At 32.8% G+C, this 17,973-nt stretch carries 13 protein-coding genes; 12 read left to right on the top strand and 1 reads right to left on the bottom strand.

Annotated elements, in window-relative coordinates; translation table 11 throughout:
* The first annotated feature begins 2 nt into the window (after positions 1-2).
* The 11 genes from Q0800_RS07535 (at position 3) to Q0800_RS07585 (ending at position 12,309) form a co-directional block, all read left to right on the top strand.
* Complete coding sequence (locus Q0800_RS07535) at positions 3-1,556, top strand: bifunctional response regulator/alkaline phosphatase family protein (protein WP_299128687.1); 1,554 nt, start codon at positions 3-5, stop codon at positions 1,554-1,556.
* Positions 1,557-1,800: 244 nt separating this feature from the next.
* Complete coding sequence (gene tsaE, locus Q0800_RS07540) at positions 1,801-2,265, top strand: tRNA (adenosine(37)-N6)-threonylcarbamoyltransferase complex ATPase subunit type 1 TsaE (RefSeq protein ID WP_299128688.1); 465 nt, start codon at positions 1,801-1,803, stop codon at positions 2,263-2,265.
* Positions 2,266-2,507: 242 nt separating this feature from the next.
* On the top strand, positions 2,508-3,050 hold the full coding sequence (locus tag Q0800_RS07545; RefSeq protein ID WP_299128689.1) for a hypothetical protein: 543 nt from the start codon (positions 2,508-2,510) through the stop codon (positions 3,048-3,050).
* A 111-nt stretch (positions 3,051-3,161) separates the two neighbouring features.
* Entirely contained in the window at positions 3,162-4,361 is a 1,200-nt protein-coding gene (locus Q0800_RS07550; protein WP_299128690.1) for an alanine dehydrogenase, read from the top strand.
* A gap of 96 nt (positions 4,362-4,457) precedes the next feature.
* The gene (locus Q0800_RS07555) at positions 4,458-4,832 is read left to right on the top strand and encodes a hypothetical protein (RefSeq protein ID WP_299128691.1); all 375 of its coding nucleotides are present in this window, start codon (positions 4,458-4,460) and stop codon (positions 4,830-4,832) included.
* Positions 4,833-4,920: 88 nt separating this feature from the next.
* Positions 4,921-5,943 (top strand): NAD-dependent epimerase, encoded by a 1,023-nt coding sequence (locus Q0800_RS07560; RefSeq protein WP_299128692.1) that lies wholly within the window; start codon positions 4,921-4,923, stop codon positions 5,941-5,943.
* A gap of 159 nt (positions 5,944-6,102) precedes the next feature.
* Positions 6,103-7,482 carry a nucleotide sugar dehydrogenase gene (locus tag Q0800_RS07565; RefSeq protein WP_299128693.1) on the top strand — a complete coding sequence of 460 codons (1,380 nt, stop codon included), beginning with the start codon at positions 6,103-6,105 and terminating at the stop codon, positions 7,480-7,482.
* A gap of 127 nt (positions 7,483-7,609) precedes the next feature.
* Positions 7,610-8,716 carry a glycosyltransferase gene (locus tag Q0800_RS07570; protein WP_299128694.1) on the top strand — a complete coding sequence of 369 codons (1,107 nt, stop codon included), beginning with the start codon at positions 7,610-7,612 and terminating at the stop codon, positions 8,714-8,716.
* The gene (locus tag Q0800_RS07575; RefSeq protein ID WP_299128695.1) at positions 8,713-9,693 is read left to right on the top strand and encodes a hypothetical protein; all 981 of its coding nucleotides are present in this window, start codon (positions 8,713-8,715) and stop codon (positions 9,691-9,693) included. The genes Q0800_RS07570 and Q0800_RS07575 overlap by 4 nt, the downstream gene beginning before the upstream one ends.
* Before the next feature lie 6 nt (positions 9,694-9,699).
* A complete protein-coding gene (locus Q0800_RS07580; RefSeq protein WP_299128696.1) occupies positions 9,700-11,133 on the top strand; it encodes an MBOAT family O-acyltransferase in 1,434 nt (477 codons plus the stop codon).
* 39 nt (positions 11,134-11,172) lie between these two features.
* Positions 11,173-12,309: an O-antigen ligase family protein gene (locus Q0800_RS07585; protein WP_299128697.1), complete on the top strand. Its 1,137-nt coding sequence runs from the start codon at positions 11,173-11,175 to the stop codon at positions 12,307-12,309.
* A gap of 10 nt (positions 12,310-12,319) precedes the next feature.
* On the opposite strand, the gene Q0800_RS07590 is transcribed toward Q0800_RS07585, so the two are convergent.
* On the bottom strand, positions 12,320-15,799 hold the full coding sequence (locus Q0800_RS07590; RefSeq protein ID WP_299128698.1) for an Ig-like domain-containing protein: 3,480 nt from the start codon (positions 15,797-15,799) through the stop codon (positions 12,320-12,322).
* Between the two features lie 623 nt (positions 15,800-16,422).
* Here Q0800_RS07590 and Q0800_RS07595 point away from each other — a divergent pair.
* A complete protein-coding gene (locus tag Q0800_RS07595) occupies positions 16,423-17,973 on the top strand; it encodes a hypothetical protein (protein ID WP_299128699.1) in 1,551 nt (516 codons plus the stop codon).

Raw genomic sequence — 17,973 nt, forward strand, 5'->3', positions numbered from 1 at the left:
ACATGAACACCATTAATATTCTCTGGGTTGACGATGAAATTGATTTATTAAAGCCTCATATTCTTTTTTTAGAAAAAAAACAATATACAATAACAACATGCCAAAGCGGCACCGAAGCTCTTGAGATTATTGATGATACTAATTTTGATATCGTTTTTTTAGACGAAAACATGCCTGGTCTTACTGGTCTAGAAACTTTAAACGAAATAAAGGAACGGCGCGCCAACCTTCCTGTAGTTATGATTACCAAAAGTGAAGAAGAATACATCATGGAAGAAGCTATTGGTAGTAAGATTGCAGATTATTTAATTAAGCCTGTAAACCCAAATCAAATCTTACTGAGTTTAAAGAAAAACTTGGACCACTCGCGCTTAGTTTCTGAAAAAACAACATCTAATTACCAGCAAGAATTTAGGAAGATTGCTATGGATTTATCTATGGTTAACTCTTATGAAGAATGGGCAGATTTGTATCAAAAGCTTATATATTGGGAATTACAACTAGAAGACATTGAAGATGTTGGCATGACCGATATTTTAGAATCTCAAAAAACAGAAGCTAATCTTCAGTTTGGAAAATTTATAGAAAAAAATTATGAAAATTGGTTTCAACCAAATGTAGATGCTCCAATAATGTCGCATACACTTTTTAAGGACAAAATTGTACCAGAATTAAGTGATAAACAACCTACACTTTTGATTGTTATAGACAATTTACGCTACGACCAATGGAGAGCCTTTGAACCTATCGTTAATAATTATTATAAGAAAGCATCAGAACTATCGTTTTACAGTATTTTACCTACAGCCACTCAATACGCTCGTAATGCAATTTTTTCTGGGTTAATGCCTGCTGATATGGAAAAATTATATCCAAAATATTGGAAGAATGACACCGATGAAGGCGGAAAAAATTTGCATGAAGATGATTTTTTGCGAGAACAATTAAAGCGTCTTGGCTTAAACCATATTAAACATGAGTATCATAAAATCACTAATCTTAAATCTGGAAAAAAGCTGGTAGAAAATTTTAAAAGCTTAAAAAACAATGACTTAAATGTTGTTGTGTATAATTTTGTGGACATGCTGTCCCACTCCAAAACAGAAATGGAAGTTGTAAAAGAGCTAGCCTCTAATGATAAGGCATATAGATCTCTAACACAAAGTTGGTTTAAGAATTCGCCATTATTAGAAATGATTCAACTATCTCAGCAACTTGGATTTAAACTGATATTAACCACAGACCATGGTACCATTAATGTAAAAGCACCCTCTAAGGTTATTGGAGACAGAGACACAAGTTTAAATTTGAGATATAAAACTGGGCGTAGCCTAACGTACCAGGACAAAGATGTACTTGCTGTTAAAAATCCTAAATCTGTGCATTTACCTGCGCTAAGTATGAGCAGCTCTTTTATTTTTGCTAAAGGCGATCTATTTTTAGCCTACCCTAACAACTTTAATCATTATGTAAGCTATTATCGTAACACCTACCAGCACGGAGGTGTGTCTTTAGAAGAAATGATTATTCCATTTATAGTTTTAGATCCGAAGTGACAGCAAAATTTGCTGTCATGCTGAACTTGTTTCAGCATCTTATTATAATTTCAAAATCAGTAGAATTCATAAAATCCTGAAACAACACTTCGACAAGCTAAGTGTGACAATTCTATATAGAAGATGTTTAGATTTTTGAGCATTAATCATCTGTTAAAAGCATAAAAATCCGATGAAATGCATTTTTAACTAGGATTATTGAAAATTTATGCCTAATATTGTCTTCAATTTTTAAGAGTAACAATTGAGTACATTAGAGCTTACATATACACTAGATGAGATAGATACTGTCGCCAAAACTATTTTAGATCATTTATATTCTAAAATTGTGAGGTTTAATGGTGCAATGGGAGTTGGTAAAACAGCCCTGATTAAAGCTCTACTTAAAGTACTAAAAACAGAGGATAGAGTTACAAGCCCAACGTTTTCAATTGTGAATGAATACTCCATACCAAATGACAAAGCATACCACTTTGATTTTTATAGAATTAACAGCATAGAGGAAGCTTATAATTTTGGAATAGAAGATTATTTTAACAGTGAGTGTTGGATTTTTATGGAATGGGCTGAGCGTGTTGAAGCCCTATTACCAGAAGAGTACCAGACCATTGATATCGCTGTTGTTGATGATAAAACAAGAACCCTCAAATTAAACATAAATAAACAATATTTAACCAATTATAATGCTATGGCAGAACCGAAATTTTAGACAAAAATTTCAAACACATAAAACCAAAGAGAAGTGCAATTACGGGAAAACCGTAAATTTATTTTTCTGTTTTCCTAAATTTTAACATTTAAGGAGTGTGAGTCGAATGACATTACGTGTTAACTTTGACTTATTAATTAATTAAATCCCTTAAATTATGAAAGCTAAAAAATTAGTGATGGCTATTGCTATCTTCGGTGGAATGTTGTTTACTGCTCAGGCTACTAACATTATTGACTTAGATGGACAGACTACAACAGAAATCGACAAAAATAAAGTCAAAAGACCAAGACAAATCAAAAATTGAATTTGTAATTGGTAGCGCAGTAGCACTTTTGATAGCTATTACGCCTTTCCTTTTTGATATTTATAAATATGTCCCAGAGGTTAAAATCTGGGACACTTTTGTATTTACATACGACAGTAAGTATTATGGTGACGCTAGTACCGTCGTATGGACTTTATTGAATAAACTAGTCCCACTTTTTTTAATGTTTATTTGGTTCTTTACCAATCGACATTGGTGGTATCATGCGCTTTTAGTCCCTATTAGCATGTATATTTATCAAATTATGCTTACCTTAAATAGTGATTTATATTTTATGGATGAAAATCAAGTTTTATATCTTCTTCCTGTTATGGCTATAATAATACCATCTATATATTTGATTAGAACCAAGGCTTTCAACAAAATTAATGATGCAGATAAAACCCTAGAAGAGCTAGAAAAAGAATTTATGATTAAGCCTAAGACTATTTGGGGAAAGGTGAAGCAGTATTTTTAGCTCTATAATTTATTAATTTACACAGTTTAGGCAATTAAGGTTAGTTACAGTTTAGTATAATTCTAAAAGTGTTTTACTATCTTGCAATAACTATTTCAATTAACTGACTAAATGAGTAAATCCTTATCACCATTTACCAAAGCCCAACTCTTACCTCAGGAAGAAACGCTAGAAATTTTTAAACAAAAAGGCGACCTTTTTATAGGGATACCAAAGGAGACCCATTTTCAAGAAAAAAGGGTTTGTTTAACTCCAGATGCCGTTTCTGCTTTAGCTGCCAATGGCCATAGAATATTGCTAGAATCTGGTGCAGGTGAAGGCGCTAATTTTAAAGACAAGGATTATAGTGATGCTGGCGCAGAAGTAACAAAAGATACCGCTAAGGTCTACTCCTGCCCTATGATTTTAAAAGTTGAACCTCCATCTTTAGAGGAAATTGAACATATTAATCCGCAAACCATACTTATATCTGCACTACAAATAAAAACGCAGAGTAAAGCCTATTTTGAAGCCTTAGCAAAAAAGCGCATCACTGCCTTAGCTTTTGAATATATAAAAGATGAAGATGGCGCATACCCTGCAGTACGCTCTTTAAGTGAAATTGCAGGTACGGCCTCTATACTTATAGCATCCGAGTTATTATCTAATGTTAATGGCGGTAACGGCTTAATGATGGGAAACATTAATGGTGTGCCACCTACAGAAGTATTAATTCTGGGTGCAGGTACGGTTGGCGAATTTGCGGCACGTTCCGCTATGGGCTTAGGTGCTAATGTAAAAGTATTCGATAGCTCTATTACAAAGCTGCGCTGTATTCAAAATAATCTAGGGAGAACTATTTACACATCCACCATGCAGCCAAAAAACCTATTAAAGGCACTAAAACGCTGCGATGTTGCCATTGGTGCAGTACGAGGTAATAACCGTGCACCTGTTGTGGTTTCTGAAACTATGGTAGAACACATGAAGCCTGGTTCAGTTATTATAGATGTCAGTATAGATATGGGAGGCTGCTTTGAAACCAGCGAAGTCACCACACACGATCATCCTACTTTTGAGCATAATGGTGTTACGCATTATTGCGTCCCTAATATACCTGCAAGATATTCGAGATCCGCATCCGTATCTATTAGTAATATATTTACACCCTACCTTTTAGAAATTGGTGAGCATGGCGGAATAGAAAATGCACTTCGCTTTGATAAAGGTTTAAAAAATGGATTATATTTTTACCACGGAATTTTAACAAATAGATCTGTTGCAGAATGGTTTGGTTTAGATTATAACGATGCCAATTTGCTTATATTTTAGGTGAACGTCTAAATAGAAATACTTGTTAAAAGGTTCAAATATTTTTCAATTTAAACAACGTTAATTTAAAAGTTTCTCTTTTAAACGAGAATTATCATGAAGTTTACCCAACGATTAGCATATTATTTAAGCGGATTTGCCATAGGACTTATTATTTTAATGTTCTTTTTAAATGGTAAAGACGCCTCATGTGATTATGGCCCAAATGCCAGAACCACAAAAAACATTACCAGTAAAAAAATACAATTAACACTTGTTTCAGAAAAATCTGCGAAGCGTATTGGTTTAGATTCCGCAACTATAAAAAATATTATACGCTACGGAACTGTTGATTTTAAAAAGAGTAATACCAAATTAGACTCTTGCAACGTATACCATATAGACAACACTTACAAAGACAAAGCCATAGAGGTAGTTGTAAAAAATTGCGATTCTATTGCTATCCTTCAAAGTATTAAGTCTTCTAACTGATACGTCTCGCTAAATTACTTGCCTAAATTTTAGTTATTTTCGATCTAAATTTTCATCTTTGGATTCTTAACAAAAATGAAAGCTTACTATGAAAGTATTAGTTACCGGAGCTGCTGGGTTTATAGGATTTTTCACAGCAAAAGTATTATTACAAAACGGCCATGAAGTAATAGGATTAGACAACATAAATGACTATTATGATGTCAATTTAAAATTTGACAGACTTGCAGAACTTGGTGTTAATCGCGAGGATGCAGAGACCTTTAATTCAAAATGTAAAGGATCTAGTGAAAATTTCACTTTTGTAAGAATGAACTTAGAAGATCGCGAAGCGCTACCAAAACTTTTTAAAGATGAAAAGTTTGATGTAGTTTGTAACTTGGCGGCTCAGGCTGGTGTTAGGTATAGCCTTGAAAATCCTGAAACTTATGTTGACTCTAATTTAGTAGGTTTTCTCAACATTTTAGAATGTTGTAGGCACAACGCTATTAAGCACCTTGTGTATGCAAGTAGCTCTAGTGTTTATGGATTAAACAAAAAGATTCCATTTGGCACAGATGATAATGTAGACCACCCTATAAGCTTATATGCAGCTACAAAAAAGAGCAACGAATTAATGGCACATACATATAGTCATTTATTTAATATCCCAACAACAGGACTACGATTCTTCACAGTCTATGGACCGTGGGGAAGACCAGATATGGCCATGTTTTTGTTTACTGACGCTATAGTTAATGATAGACCAATTAAAGTTTTTAATCATGGTAAAATGGAGCGCGACTTTACCTATGTAGATGATATTGTTGAAGGAGTTGTTAGGATTATAGAAAAATCTGCACAATCAAGAATTGATAATAAAGAATTATACAAAGTATATAATATAGGTAATAATAATTCGGTTAAATTATTAGATTTCATCAAAGAAATTGAGCATAATTTAGATAAAGTTGCCGAAAAAAATATGATGCCAATACAACCTGGTGATGTAGAAAAAACATGGGCAGACGTCGATGCACTAATTAAAGATTACGATTATAAACCTAACACACCAATTTCTGAAGGAGTAAAATCTTTTATTAATTGGTTTAAAGGCTATTACACCAAATAAAAACATGATGTTTAACGATAGATTTTGTTAGTTATACCATCTAAATGAATTTTATCGACAAAACATGTATTTAATATAAAAATTTCTAAGAACTAAATTATTTCCCACAAATTTGTGGCGTTTAAAATTATTAACCCAAGTCATAATAAACTTAAAACTATGAAAATCAATAAAATTTGTTGTATTGGTGCAGGATATGTAGGCGGTCCTACTATGGCTGTTATTGCTAAAATGAATCCTGATATCCAAGTTACCATTGTCGATATCAATGCAGAAAGAATAGCTGCTTGGAACGATAAAGACGTATCTAAACTACCAATTTATGAACCTGGACTTGCTGAAATCGTAGAAGAAACAAGAGGACGAAATCTTTTCTTTTCTACTGAAATTGACAAGGCTATTAATGAATCTGAAATGATTTTCATTTCCGTTAATACTCCAACCAAAACTTATGGAAAAGGTAAAGGCATGGCTGCCGATTTAAAGTACGTAGAATTATGTGCCAGAAATATTGCAGAAGTTGCCAAAACAGATAAAATAGTGGTTGAAAAGTCTACACTACCAGTAAGAACTGCTCAGGCTATTAAAAGTATTCTTCATAATACTGGTAATGGCGTAAACTTTAGTATATTATCAAATCCAGAATTTTTAGCAGAAGGTACTGCAATTCAAGATTTATTAAATCCAGATCGTGTATTAATTGGTGGTGAATCTGAAGATGCCATTGAAAGTTTAGCGAATATATATGGTAGTTGGGTACCACAAGAACAGATATTAAGAACTAATGTTTGGTCTTCAGAGTTATCAAAATTAACTGCTAATGCATTCTTAGCACAAAGAATATCATCTATAAATGCGATCTCTGAGTTATGTGAAAAAACGGAAGCTAATGTTGGAGAAGTAGCCAGAGCTATTGGTATGGACTCTAGGATTGGGTCTAAATTTTTAAATGCCTCCATTGGTTTTGGTGGGTCGTGTTTCCAAAAAGATATATTAAATTTAGTATATATAGCAAGAAGCTACGGACTTACTGCTGTTGCTGATTATTGGGAACAAGTTATTATTTTAAATGACCACCAAAAAAGAAGATTCTCTGATAATTTAATAAGTACATTATATAATACCGTATCTGGTAAGAAGATAGCAATGTTAGGTTGGGCATTTAAAAAAGACACCAATGACACACGCGAATCTGCTGCAATATATGTTGCTGACCATTTACTAAGTGAACAAGCAAATATAGCTGTCTACGACCCTAAAGTTTCTGAACAAAGAGTGCAGGCAGATTTAAATTATTTACAAACACGCTCTGAAGAAGAGAATGCGAAATTAGTATCCTGCTTTGAAGATCCTTATGAAGCTGTTAAGGACGCACATGCCATTGCTATTATGACTGAATGGGACGAGTTTAAAACCTACGATTGGAAGAAAATACATGCCGTAATGAAAAAACCTGCATTTATTTTTGATGGTAGAAACATCTTAGATGAAGATACAATGACTAAAATTGGTTTTGAATATTCATCAATAGGTAAGTAAGACCCTATTCTTTTCACTATAATATACTTAAGTAATATAGCGTGATACTATAATCATGCTATATGCTTTTGTTAATAGTTAAAAAATAAATTCCCTCAAAATTTAATTGTAGTAAATTCGTAATTCAGTGAAAGACACTAAGAAAAAAATTGCTTTTGTTATTGGTGCCATGAGTCCTGGTGGCGCAGAGCGGGTTATAACGAATCTTAGCAATCAACTTATAAATGATTTTGAGGTAACCATTATAACGTTTACTGAGGAAGAGCCTTTTTATCCATTAAATGAAAGCGTTAATATAGTACCATGTTTTAAAACGCTAGAAGCTCCTAAATCGGCTATTGGGTCTTTAAAACTAAACTATAAATTACTTAAAAGAGTTTCTAAAATAACCAAAGAACATAACATTGATCTTTTGATTGGTTTTATTACGTCAGCAAATGTAATTGCAACCCTAGCCGCAAAATTAAACAAGATTCCTTGTCTAATTAGTGAGCGAAATGACCCTCTTAAAGGCGATATACCTAAATTTTGGTTGATTTTAAGAAAGTTAGTTTATCCAAAAGCAGATTGTTTAATTGTACAAACCGAAAAGGTAAAGCAAGTATATGCTAACACAATTAAAACCAAAGAAATGGTTGTTTTGCCTAATCCCATATCTACAGACCTTTCTAAACTTAGAAAAGATTATAGTACGGATAGAGAAAATATTATATTATCTGTTGGCACATTCAATAACGATAAAAGACAAGAAAGGATCATTTCTGCCTTTGAAGATCTTCAATTAGACGATTGGCAATTACTATTGCTTGGTGATGGCCCAAATGAATCTAAACTAAAAACTATTGTGAAAGACAGAAACCTTTCTCACAAAGTAACATTGATCCCTAAAGTAAAGAATGTTGAGGATTATTATAACAAAGCGAAAATTTTTGCTTTTGCATCCAAAGCAGAAGGGTTTCCTAATGTCTTATTAGAAGCCATGCACTTTGGGTTACCATCATTATCTACAGATTGTAATTATGGCCCTTCAGAATTAATTGAAGACGGCCAAAATGGTTTTTTAGTACCAGTAAATGATCAAGACCTATTTGTAGAAAAATTAGGTGAATTAGTATTTAAGAAAGAATTACATGTGGCTTTTTCAAAAAAATCTAGGGATACTACAGAAAAGTTTATAGATACACATGTTACATCTAGTTGGAAAAAATTAATTTTAAGACACTTAGAGGCATGATAAAGTTCTTAAAACATATCGCTTTCGGTTTTGGCATTTTTGTACTTATAAATTTAGCGATTGCTTTTAAATACGAATATCCCGCCTACCAAGCCGTTAAAAACAAGACGCATAAAAATTATTTAAAATGGAATAGTATTCATACCAATAAAAACGCTTATGATCTCATTGTTCTTGGATCTAGTAGGTCTTACACCGGTTTTAATCCAAAAATACTAGACCGAGAATTAAACTTAAAATCCTTTAATATGGGAACTTCAGCTCAAGATATAGCTGAATCTTATTATTCTTTAGTTGAAATTTTAGAATACCAAAACCCTGAATATATTGTATTAGAAACCTACTTAGATTTGTCGGATAACAATCATGATTTTTATCAAATATTTTCTAATGCATCTTTCTTTAATTCCTCAAAGAACAAGTTCAATTTAATTACAAAAGGATACGGTAGTTCTGGGATTAGCAATTATCTCGTACCCTTAATGAAATTTAAAAATTACATTAAACAAGATGTAAGAGCATTGTTTTCTGGTAAAAAACCAAAGCCACCTCAAAAAACATGGTACAAGGGCTTTTATAAAGATACTGTTGTAGTCACAGATATAGAAATTAAAGCCTATAAACCAATATCTAATTTTAACAATAATCCTTTTAACGAGGAACGTTTTAACCTCTATTTCAACAAAATATATCAGCTGACTAAGGCAAAAGGCATGACTCTAATTACTATTAGAACACCATATCCGCCTACGCGTCTTAAACTTAATGCTAATAGAGATGAAGAACAATTTTATAAAAACTACTATAAAAATTTTGAAGACGTTTATTACCACGATTTAAATAATTATAAAATAGAAAAATTTCAATACAGTGATTATGATTTTTCAGATCATCATCACGTAAATTATAAAGGAGCTAAAAAAATAAGTTTACAACTTGTAGATATTATTAAAACTCTTAATAACACTAACAATTGATCAGTTATGCTATTTAATTCTTTTGAATTTTTTGTCTTCTTACCAATTGTTTTTGCGATCTATTGGATTATTGGCAGCAAGCGTATTAAAGCACAAAACTTGCTTATCGCTGTTTCTAGTTACGTGTTTTATGGTTGGTGGGATTGGCGCTTTTTATTCTTAATATTATTTAGCTCTTTAGTAGATTATACCATTGGGTTAAAACTCAGCCAAGAGCACAAACAAAGTAACCGTAAATTTTTATTGTGGATTAGCATCTGTATTAATCTAGGGTTTTTAGGGTTTTTTAAATACTACAACTTCTTTGTAGATAGCCTTGTGGATTCTTTTACATTCTTTGGTAGCCAGCTTAGTATTAATACACTTAACATTATTCTACCTGTCGGTATTAGCTTTTATACGTTTCAAACCCTAAGCTATACTATAGATGTGTACAATAAGAAATTGGAGCCAACCAAAGATTTTATGGCATTTATGGCATTTGTTAGTTTTTTTCCACAACTTGTTGCTGGACCTATTGAACGGGCTACTAATCTTCTTCCGCAATTTCATAAAACAAGAGCTTTTGTATATAGCAATGCTGTTGATGGGTTACGACAAGTACTTTGGGGATTATTTAAAAAAGTAGTTATTGCAGATAATTGTGCTAAATATGCAAATCTTATTTTTAATAATTCTGAAGATTACTCTGGTAGTACATTATTACTTGGTGCCTTCTTTTTTGCTTTTCAAATCTATGGTGATTTTTCAGGATACTCAGATATTGCCATTGGTATTTCTAGGCTGTTTGGTTTTAATCTTAAACGTAATTTCGCATTCCCTTATTTCTCAAGAGACATAGCCGAATTCTGGAGACGCTGGCACATATCACTATCTACATGGTTTAGAGACTACCTTTATATCCCATTAGGCGGCAGCAGAGGCGGTATTAAAATGAAAATAAGAAATACGTTCATCATATTTATCGTTAGTGGATTTTGGCATGGTGCCAATTGGACTTTTGTGGTCTGGGGAGCATTAAATGCTATTTATTTTCTACCGCTTCTTTTACTTAAAAAAAATAGAGTTAACACAGATTTAGTCGCAGAAGGCAAATTACTTCCTTCTCTTAAAGAACTATTTCAAATGGCAATAACATTTTTCATTACCCTTTTAGCTTGGATATTTTTTAGAGCAGATAATGTTAGCCATGCAATCCATTATATTAAAGACATATTTAACTCTAATTTGTTTTCTGTCCCAGAGTTATACTCATCTTCTATTCTTGGCTTAGTGTTCTTCTTCATCTTAATTGAATGGTTAGGACGATCTGGAGAACATGCCATACAGAAAATTGACTTTATGAAAAAACCAATAAGGTGGTGCTTTTACCTTATAATTGTAATACTCATCTTTAGCTTTACAGGAGAACAACAAGAATTTATTTATTTTCAATTTTAAATTTGATATTTTTAACAAAATAACTTAGAAGCATTCTTAATGCAAATTATAAAATACATCACTTTTGCTTTAATTATACTCAACTTACCTTCTGTAGCCTTAGTTGCTTTTGGTGGTGGCTTGGGAAGTTTATTAAGTTACACCACTATTTTAATGTTGGTTCTTTATTATTTTTTTGGAGAAAAAACACGCCCAAACTGGTTTCTCTTCGTTATATCGCTGTTATTCTTTATGATTGGTGGTTTGCAGTACGTAGGTTATACTCCTATGTTTGTTTTTGATACCATTAAATATTTTATTTATCTCATCTGTGCCTACGAACTCGCAAAAAAAATATCTGTTGCTGAGTATAATGTATTTTTATTAATTGGTGCGCTTTCTGTGGCTTTAGAAGCACTTCTACTAACAAGTGATTTTGGCCGTTACAGCGGATTTTATATAAAGCCAAATGAAGCTGGCTTTATGTGTATTACTGGTTATGCTACTACCTACGGATTAAAAAAAGCACCTGCTAAACTATTAGGGCAATTTATTTTTACACTTTCCGGTTTATTAACCTTCTCTAGAACATTTATAGTGATTTGGTTATTAATTAATGTTATTTCCTTAAAAATTAGCATAAAGAATATTAGAATATTTGGCCTAGGATTTTTAATTGTAGCCTCATTATTTTTTATTGATGAAGTGGTAGGTCTTAATAATCCCAGATTTGAACAATTAAAAGGTTTAATTGATAATGATGGTAGCGTTTCCTCGGAAGAATTAAATGAAGACTCTAGATCAGACACATGGGCGCAATTTTATGATAGAATTTTTGAATCACCTTTAATAGGAAGTGGCTATGGTTCTTTTACAGGGAAAGAGGGCCATGGAAAGGGTGTACATAATAGTTATCTTGCCGTTATTGGAGAAGCCGGTATATTACCCTTTATTTTATTTGTTATTTATATTGGCTACTTATTAGTTATGAGTTTGGTCTATTTTAATAAAAAACCCAATCTTATTATGCAAATGATTGCATTAGCCTTGTTTTTATTGGCTAATCATAACTTCTTTACATTTTATTATGTATCCTTTGCTGCAATGTGGATACAATACCAAATAGAATTGGCTAAAAAAGAAGATGAAATTGGTAATACCAACACCTTAGAAGTTGTTGCAACAGAAAGCAACTAAAATTAAAGTATTATTTAATTAATAGTTTTTTATTCAAATCCCTATTTACGTCTGTCATTTTTACATAATACATTCCTGGTCGTAATGCACTCACGTCTAAACGCGTTATAGTAGATGAATTAAGGCTCTCATTAGTAACCCTTTTAGACATAATTAATTTACCTGTAATATCATACAAATACAATCTTGTAAGTTGTGCAGTACCCACTAGTTTTATATCCACATGGTCATTGGCAGGGTTAGGAAAGATATCAAAACTAAAGTCTGCCTGGTCGTCTGGTATGGTTGGCTGTTCTTCGTTAGTACAATTGGCATCTACTTCAACGATTACTGAGTCTTCATCAAAGTCTAACGCGTTAAATACTGTAACTGTATAAACAGATGTTTCTTCTGGTGAAACGTCAATAGATGCCGTAGTTTCCCCTGTACTCCACTCATACTCATCACCTCCCGTTGCTGTTAAGGTAATGGTTTCCCCAAAGCAAATAGACACATCCTCACCAGCATTAGCTTCTACTTCTGGTATCACATTTACAACAACTTGACTCTGATCTAGACATTCACCAATAGATCCTGTCACCTCATAGGTCGTAGTTTGCGAAGGGTTAACTGCAATATTAGGTTGCACCGCACCATTGCTCCATAGATACGAGTTAGCTCCAGTAGCGGTAAGAGTTACAAAATCACCATTCATTATATCAACACTATCACCATTAACAATAGTAACATTTGGATTTGGGTTAACAAATACTGTAACACTGTCTTCGCTTGAACAATTATTTGAAAAAACTTCTACAGAATAAGTTAAGTTACTATTTGGATTCACATTAATACTCTGTGTTGTTTCACCATTACTCCATAAAAAAGTGTCACCACCAGTAGCTGTTAAAGTTATGGAGTCTCCTTGGCAAATGGTTTGATCTTCACCTGCATTAGCAATGGGAAACTGGTTAACAAAAACCGTAACACTATCTTCATCAGAATTGCCTTCATCATCAGAAACTGTAACCGTATACGTTGTCGTCTCAGTGGGACTCACCTCTATGGTTGGTGTAGTCTCACCTGTATTCCACAAATAATTAGTAGCAGCGCCACCAGTTGCAGTTAAAAGCGTCGATGTACCTTCACAAATATCCTGATCCTGTCCTGCATTAGCAATGGGAGCATCATCGAAAAAAAAAGTTAGTAAAAACGTATCTACAGCCACAACATTACCAGACGCATCATCTTCACTGTAATAAGTTATTGTAAAATTATAAGTACCCTCTTCTACGATATACGAGCTTAAATCACTCCCGCTATTACCCGCAGGTAAGCATGCATAAATGGGATTACTCTCGGTCCACGTGCCACTACTTGGCCCTGACCATTGTATATCTACACTTTCAACCTCGGGATTTTGATCGCCACCTTGAGGAATAGCTCTAAAATTAATTTCATTACCTTCATTTTGTAGATTTATGGAAGTATCCCCTACTAAATCTTGAATAATTACATCCGTAGCGGCATTATAGAGTTGATAAGATCCATAAAATGTATCTACGACAGACACTGTAATACTATCGCTAAGACCAGACACGCTTGCCGTATAGGTTATTGTTGCTTCTCCTTCACTCACTGCCATAATAATACCATTGTTATTAACAAAAACTATTGAGTCGTCGCTACTATTCCATTCTCCTAAAATATCAGTGGTATCTGTGGGTAATAATTCCTTTGTTAATTGAAACGTTTCTCCAGCCTCGAGCGATAAAGAGTTTGGAGATACATCAATTGATAATAATGGCACTACAATATTAGTAACAGTTATAATGGAAGTATCTGTAAAATCACCGTCATTTGAAGTAAAAGTAATTGTAGTTTCTCCTTCTGTTAAGGAACTAACAACACCTGTATTACTAACTGTAGCCACAAGATTATTACTCGAGGTCCAAGTACCAGTTTGATCACTCGTATTAGAGGGTGTGAATATGGGATTTAAAGAAATAGACTCTGGGACATTTAAAGTGATAGCTTGTGGAGTAAGTTCTACAGCTTCAGCAGCGACAGGAGGACCATCGATTTGATTTAAATACTCTTCTAACCATGTATAACCATTTGGAGATATATCATTATGATCTTGTCCATTGGGAACATTAACACTAAACCAAATCTCAGGTATATGTGGGTTATTAACATACCAATCGCTTGGTCTACTATTTGATGGGTTTGTTGAAATTAAACTTAGTGCCAATTCCCTGTAGTCATTAGAATTAATCATTGAACTATTATCTCGAGTGGCTACGTTGTCAACAAGTGTTACATCTAAATCAGTTCTATAAAAACCTACATTCCCATTATCTGTAATATATTCACATGCGCCAATTTTTGGTAATAATTCATCCTTTAAACTTAATGAATTTAGTATAGGTAATGGTCTTCCTTCAATAGGTAATCTAGAATCTACAAACCACTGAGGATTTATTGGATTAGTGCTTGAGTTGAATGGCGTCCAAATAGATTCTGGTTGATCAGGATAATTAAGAATATAATTGGATAAACCAGGTTGAAGTGTAATATCAATATAATTATCTTCATCCCATATTAAGGGATTCATTGCAGCATTTGTCCATGTCGTTAAAATAGGATCTGGGGTAGAATCATCGTCAGTCTCGTTTCCGGCCTGAAAATAATTTCCAATTAGATTAAGTTTATAGCTGTAAGCATCTCCCCTTATAGCTTTTCTATCCCAATTGTGATAAAGATTGTTAATGACGTCTAATTCAATTTCACCACCAAATTTTGGTAGTCTAAATCTAATACCAGAAGTTACATTTCTCAAGAATGACGCATTACCGAATGCTGCTCCATCAGAATTACCTAGTAAGGCGCCTTGTTGATTTTCACCTAGTAGATTGTTTTGTATGGTAACATTTCCCCCTAAGTCATTTCCATAACCTGTTCCATTTGCACTTACCCCTTTATCCTTTGCATAACTAAAAGAGCATCTATCCACAATTAAACCAAAGACATTTCTATGGGTTAAACAATTTTCGTTGGTCCCAAAAACAGGGTCGTCATCCTCATAACCATTTCTAAATCGAATTCCTCGCCAAATAATATTATTTGCATTAGCTATACGAATTGAGGCACCAATTATAGTTATTCCTCCTAAAGGTGCAGAAAACCCATTAACTGTAAAATTACCATAATCGCCATTTAAATTTATTTGTGTTTCGAGATTAATTACACCACTTACATCAAAAACAATGTATCTGGTATTATTCCTATTTGAAGGATCTGCAAGCGCCCACCGTAGTGAGCCAGGACCGTTATTATTTAAATTAGTAACGTGCAAGACATCACCCCCTCGTCCACCAGTTGTATAAGCACCTGCACCATAAGCAGACGGAAATGCAAGCTGTTGTGCTTGTAAATTTGTAAAGGTTAGGGCTACAAAAAATGTAATATATATAATATCGTATGTATTACTTTGAAGTAGGTTTTTCAAAAAGTTCATTTTCATTCTGCTATTAATCAAATTTGGTTGGGCTTATGCAATATATATATTAATATTACGCCAATATGTCAAAAAGCTAAAATATTCGTTAAAATGCAATTTATTTGTAAGAATATATTTATTAATATATATTTACACCCATAAAAACACAATAAATACGACGAACAACACTTTTTAGATTTCGCAGGATAAAACTTTAAAAATAGTTCGCTTTTTCTTACGTCTAACTCTTAAAATATAACTGACGTCCGAAATTACTATATAAAAAAAATATGTCTAAATAATTTGAGATGAGTTTATTAGAAGTTATAATCAAAGTTATTAACAATAAACAGATGTTTATAAGCCATCCAAAATGCAGGGTTTTACCTTGTTTATTAATACTCAAATAGCTTTTAGACGTTTTTTAATGTAAATCATCATGAAAATTAATACTGCTAGTATAGACTTTTTTAATATTGTCCAATTGTATAAGATTAATATCTTATATACTTGTTTTTTAAATGCTCCCATTTTAATAACCTACATTGCTACATTAAATAAGAGTAATAAAAATAAGCTTAAAATAAACAGTCAGGTTAAATATGAAATAACCTGCGCGAACAGAAGCATAAATGTCTAGAGTCTCCAAATCTTTAAAAAATGCGAAAGTTGGTGTGTTTTTCTTTACCATATCTATCTTTCTGCAGTTCTTTTCCCGAAAAATCTTTCTGGATGGTCTTGGTGATGAATTTCTAGGATTAGAATCTACACTTAGAAGTATTTTAGGTTTTTTAAATTTAGCAGAGCTAGGTATTGGTACTGCAATAGGATTTACACTTTACAAACCTTTATACGATAGTAACCAAAAAGAGATTAATAAAGTTATTGCGCTTCTTGGAGTGCTTTACAAAAAAATTGGGCTCGCTATCTTAGCTGTTGGAGTTATTATATCCTTATTTTTCCCTATGATTTTTGAGGGTGAAGGATTTTCGCTCATGCTAATCTATTTTGTGTTCTACACACTTTTGGTATCTACCCTCCTAGCCTATTTTGTTAACTATCATTCTAGTCTATTTGGAGCGGATCAAAAGGGGTATATCATTCAAAAATATTTTCAAAGTTTCACAATCCTAAGGGTATTGCTTCAAGTAGTAGTTGTCATCTATTACAAAAATTTTTACCTCTACATTATATTAGAACTTATTTTTAGTATAGGTTACAGCATCGTACTTAGACAAAAAATTAAGAGCGTTTACCCTTGGCTCATCATTACTTATAAAGAAAAAACGTCCTTAATTAAAGAATATCCCGAGATTATTATAAAAGTAAAACAAGTCTTTTTTCATAAGATTAGTCAGTTTATAAAGAGTGGCACAGACAATCTGCTAATTTACGGCCTCATCAATCTTCAAAGTGTAACGCTGTTTGGCAACTACTTTTTAGTATTTTCTAAACTGAATAGCTTAATTATGATGGCATTTGCTGGGACAGGTTCTGCGGTTGGTAATTTAATTGCAGAGGATAATAAAGAGAATATAAAAAAGGTGTTTTGGGAGTTGGTAACCATCCAGTTTTTTATAGCAGGATTTTTTAGTTTAACAATTTACTACACCTTGGATTATCTTATTATGCTTTGGTTGGGAGAAGAATATATCCTTACACAATTAATCCTAATACTCTTTATAGCCAACTTTTTCTTGACGCAAATTGTAGCTACAATTAATCGTTTTAAAAATGCCTACGGCCTGTACGCCGATGTTTGGGCAGCAATGACTGAAGCAATTATTAACCTCATTGTATCTTTTATTTTTGGTAAAATATACGGTATTGCTGGTATTGTGATAGGTACGGTATCTAGCATGTTTGTTATTGGTGTTATTTGGAAACCCTATTATCTTTTTAAACATGGGTTTAAGAAAAGTGTAATGGCATACTGGGTTGGGTTACTCCCTATTCTACTCATTTTTACAGCCTCTACATTGATTATCAACTATAGCATTACAAACTTTATTGAAGTTGATGGTAAAATAAGTATATTAGAATGGGTATTATATGCCACTAAAGTTAGTTTAGTGGTGGTATTAATTTATGGTACGTTACTTTATTGTTTTATACCAAGTTTTCGTGTGTTTAGTTTTAGGGTAAAACAATTAGTACTAAAAATGATTAACCTTAATAAGTAA

Source organism: uncultured Winogradskyella sp., assembly GCF_937958655.1.
Taxonomy (GTDB): domain Bacteria; phylum Bacteroidota; class Bacteroidia; order Flavobacteriales; family Flavobacteriaceae; genus Winogradskyella.

Coding starts and splice junctions, on each gene's coding strand:
- Q0800_RS07535 (WP_299128687.1), top strand. CDS start 3: ATGAACACCATTAATATTCTCTGGGTTGACGATGAAATTGATTTATTA.
- Q0800_RS07545 (WP_299128689.1), top strand. CDS start 2,508: ATGGACAGACTACAACAGAAATCGACAAAAATAAAGTCAAAAGACCAA.
- Q0800_RS07550 (WP_299128690.1), top strand. CDS start 3,162: ATGAGTAAATCCTTATCACCATTTACCAAAGCCCAACTCTTACCTCAG.
- Q0800_RS07555 (WP_299128691.1), top strand. CDS start 4,458: ATGAAGTTTACCCAACGATTAGCATATTATTTAAGCGGATTTGCCATA.
- Q0800_RS07560 (WP_299128692.1), top strand. CDS start 4,921: ATGAAAGTATTAGTTACCGGAGCTGCTGGGTTTATAGGATTTTTCACA.
- Q0800_RS07565 (WP_299128693.1), top strand. CDS start 6,103: ATGAAAATCAATAAAATTTGTTGTATTGGTGCAGGATATGTAGGCGGT.
- Q0800_RS07575 (WP_299128695.1), top strand. CDS start 8,713: ATGATAAAGTTCTTAAAACATATCGCTTTCGGTTTTGGCATTTTTGTA.
- Q0800_RS07580 (WP_299128696.1), top strand. CDS start 9,700: ATGCTATTTAATTCTTTTGAATTTTTTGTCTTCTTACCAATTGTTTTT.
- Q0800_RS07585 (WP_299128697.1), top strand. CDS start 11,173: ATGCAAATTATAAAATACATCACTTTTGCTTTAATTATACTCAACTTA.
- Q0800_RS07595 (WP_299128699.1), top strand. CDS start 16,423: ATGTCTAGAGTCTCCAAATCTTTAAAAAATGCGAAAGTTGGTGTGTTT.